Raw genomic sequence first — 3,178 nt, 5'->3', positions numbered from 1 at the left:
CTTCGCGGGTAGAACCCGCGCTACGGTTTGCTGTACCGATACCGACGAGAGCCGGCGGATTTGGCTGGATACGTTTGAGGCGTAAGCGGAAGGTAGTGCCAACAAGGCGGGCTGGTGATTCTGCAAAGCCGGACACGGTTTTCAGATGACCCCATCCCTGCCACCCCATTCCGTTCAACCCTCATTTATGCCGAATAATCCTACTTTGCGGTAAAGGTCGTCTGAAAACGCTACACTCTTTCAGACGACGTTTGTCATATCAACATAAGGACATTCCATGAACGACATCGAAAAGCAACTCGCCGCCATCCGCTACACCGCCGACCGCACCAAACGCTACAACGAACATGGCTTTACCCTGTTGCAACTGGGCATACGCGGCGTAGTCTATTTCAATACCCGCGATGATGTCGCCGATGCCTTAACCGGTTTGATGGATTTCTATTACGAATGGGCGAAAGACAAGCTGACAATAGCTAGGCACGAAAGAGGCCATAGGGATATTAAAAAAGTCAAACTGACCGAAAAATCATATCTGAAAGAACGGGATACAATCTACCGTTGGCTGGATAGTCGGAAGGAAAATCCGCCCAAAGTGATGTGGGGAATGCAAAGCGAGCATGCAGATACCAGCGCATCCTATTATTTCGACATTACCTCTTTTGCCGCCTACTTTGCAAACGATCCAGATATATCAAGAGGCACCTTGCTTTTTAACCTGCCACTGGAAATTTTGTCTTCCCCCAAAGATTTGGCAAAATTAGATGAATTTGTCGACAAGATTGCAGAGAAGCTGGATGTTTTCCATGGCTATATCGGTCTGGCAGCAATTCCACCGCATAATTATTACGACGGTGCACCGTACGAATACGGGGTGTGTCGCGAGAATTTGGGGCTGATTCCGGTCACGACCGATTATTTGGCAGATTTCTATGACTACAATATCCGCAGTATCAGTTGGTACACATTGATCGGCAGAGAACTTTACGGACAGCTTCCGGCAGGCAGGATAGAGCCTGTTTTGGCAAATCATCCCGATATTAAGATGCGTGATATAGCAGGTATCAAAGTTTTCAAAATTGGCAATTTACCTGAAACCGGAGATATCCACGAAGATTTACCCTTGGACTACATTGCGCTAAACCGCGCTTTAGAACCGATACGCGAAAAATACCCCCGTGAAAATATGGGCGGCATTACCCGCGAACAGATGTATTATTGGTCGAGAAGATGGGACGGTTGGGAAGTGGAAGAAAAAGACGGCAAGAAGATCTATACCCAAGCGCCGCAGGAAATCATCGGCGTCGAGGAAGAGCCTGTCCCGATTTCGGGCATGTGGAAAATCACCAGCTTTGACGGTAAAACCTGCCATTTCAATAAAGGCGAAATTTTCCCTGAGGGAGAAGGTGTGCGGACACAAGATGTGCTACTCGGACCCCAAATGGGCCTAACCATTTGGGAGCTTGTCAAAGGGGACCATAACGAGCCTTTGCGTAGAAAGGCAATGTGGTAAGCCCCTCCCCGCCTTTCCGAACGTCAGCCGATACGTTAAAATATGCCTCGTCTGAAACCCCGTTTTTGAAGGAAAACCGCCATGACCCGTATGGTTCACTGCGTCAAACTCGGCAAAGAAGCCGAAGGTATGAAATTCCCACCACTGCCCAACGAATTGGGCAAGCGCATTTTTGAAAATGTATCCCAAGAAGCTTGGAATGCGTGGACACGCCACCAAACCATGCTGATTAACGAAAACCGTTTAAGCCTCGCCGACCCACGCGCACGCGAATATCTGGCACAACAAATGGAACAGTATTTCTTCGGCGACGGTGCAGATGCCGTTCAAGGTTATGTGCCGCAAGAGCCCAAATAACGCCATCATTTGCTCAAAAGGTCGTCTGAAAACGAAAATCGGATTTCAGACAACCTTTTTGTATCAATAAACTTGCTGCAAAGCCGTTTCATTTTATAGTGGATTAACTTTAAATCAGGACAAGGCGACGAAACCGTAGACAGTACAGACAGTACGGAACCGATTCACTTGGTGCTTCAGCACCTTAGAGAATCGTTCTCTTTGAGCTAAGGCGAGGCAACGCCGTACTGGTTTAAAGTTAAGCCACTATATTTCCGCTATTTCCGTATTTTCCCTATTCCTCTCCCCCGCAAAAGAGGATGAAAAATACCAAAATCGCAACCGTTTATCAGCTTATCAAATTTACCGCCAGCTTATTGCATCCTTTGGACAAGAGTTGGCCAAATCGCAATAACCCATCAAAATTTGCCATTCTTCAAGACTGGTTTTCGCAAAAGCTCAAATGAATTTCACCAACCATCTGTTTTCAGACGACCTCAACATGGTTTCTTTGACCTGCTGCACCTATGCTTTCAGACGACCTTTGTCCTGAATAAAGGGAGAAAACGTCGCGTAGGCTTTACTCACGAAAAGTGTTCAAAGAATTATTTATCTCACACCGGAACACCGGCTCCCCATACAAATACAAACCGATTTCCAATGATGCACATATCGATCTTTAACAGTAAGCAAGACCTAATATAGTGGATTAAAATAAAAATGAGACAAGGCGGCAACGCCCGCCGTGTACGGGTAGTACATAAGGGCGTTGGCAACGCCGTATCATTGCAATTTTAATCCACTATAAAATTCAAAAACTCAATTCCATCCATAAAGTCTCGATTGAGCAAAATACCAATCAACAGAATGCCCTATTTCTATTTGAATCCACCATAAATGCTTCAATGGGTTAATAAATAAAAAGCCGAACGGATAAACCATTCGGCTTTCTATCAAAAGCAGCGATTATTGAACTTTAATTTCTACATCAACACCGGCTGGCAAGTCCAGTTTCATCAGTGCATCGGTAGTTTTGTCAGTCCAGTCCACGATGTCCATCAGGCGCAAGTGGGTGCGGATTTCCAATTGTTCACGAGAAGTTTTGTTCACGTGTGGAGAACGCAGAATGTTGAAACGTTCGATTTTAGTCGGCAACGGAATCGGACCTTTTACAACGGCACCGGTACGTTTTGCAGTTTCAACTATTTCTTGAGCAGAACGGTCAATCAGGCTGTAATCATAAGCTTTCAGGCGGATACGGATTTTTTGGTTTGCCATTTATCAATATCCTTCAATTAAGCGATGATAGAAGAAACCACACCTGCACCT

4 protein-coding genes are annotated in these 3,178 nt (G+C 45.8%); 3 read left to right on the top strand and 1 reads right to left on the bottom strand.

Annotated features, from left to right (window positions below; translation table 11 throughout):
- The first annotated feature begins 277 nt into the window (after positions 1–277).
- From HMPREF3277_RS12365 to HMPREF3277_RS15030, 3 genes are all read left to right on the top strand, one after another.
- Positions 278–1,513 carry a type VI immunity family protein gene (locus HMPREF3277_RS12365; protein WP_070871288.1) on the top strand — a complete coding sequence of 412 codons (1,236 nt, stop codon included), beginning with the start codon at positions 278–280 and terminating at the stop codon, positions 1,511–1,513.
- Between the two features lie 81 nt (positions 1,514–1,594).
- Positions 1,595–1,870 carry an oxidative damage protection protein gene (locus tag HMPREF3277_RS12360; RefSeq protein WP_003762149.1) on the top strand — a complete coding sequence of 92 codons (276 nt, stop codon included), beginning with the start codon at positions 1,595–1,597 and terminating at the stop codon, positions 1,868–1,870.
- Positions 1,871–2,169: 299 nt separating this feature from the next.
- Complete coding sequence (locus HMPREF3277_RS15030) at positions 2,170–2,316, top strand: hypothetical protein (protein ID WP_168168267.1); 147 nt, start codon at positions 2,170–2,172, stop codon at positions 2,314–2,316.
- A gap of 499 nt (positions 2,317–2,815) precedes the next feature.
- Here HMPREF3277_RS15030 and rpsJ read toward each other — a convergent pair whose 3' ends face one another.
- Complete coding sequence (gene rpsJ, locus HMPREF3277_RS12355; protein ID WP_002642322.1) at positions 2,816–3,127, bottom strand: 30S ribosomal protein S10; 312 nt, start codon at positions 3,125–3,127, stop codon at positions 2,816–2,818.
- Between the last annotated feature and the right edge of the window lie 51 nt (positions 3,128–3,178).

This window comes from Neisseria sp. HMSC70E02, assembly GCF_001838645.1.
In the GTDB taxonomy this organism is placed as follows: domain Bacteria; phylum Pseudomonadota; class Gammaproteobacteria; order Burkholderiales; family Neisseriaceae; genus Neisseria; species Neisseria macacae.
Note: the sequence above shows the minus strand (reverse complement) of the source record. Positions and strands in the feature narration are given on the sequence as shown.

Bases quoted from the DNA above. Each gene is read 5' to 3' on its own strand.
- HMPREF3277_RS15030 (WP_168168267.1), top strand. From the start codon at position 2,170: ATGAAAAATACCAAAATCGCAACCGTTTATCAGCTTATCAAATTTACC.
- HMPREF3277_RS12365 (WP_070871288.1), top strand. From the start codon at position 278: ATGAACGACATCGAAAAGCAACTCGCCGCCATCCGCTACACCGCCGAC.
- rpsJ (WP_002642322.1), bottom strand. From the start codon at position 3,127: ATGGCAAACCAAAAAATCCGTATCCGCCTGAAAGCTTATGATTACAGC.
- HMPREF3277_RS12360 (WP_003762149.1), top strand. From the start codon at position 1,595: ATGACCCGTATGGTTCACTGCGTCAAACTCGGCAAAGAAGCCGAAGGT.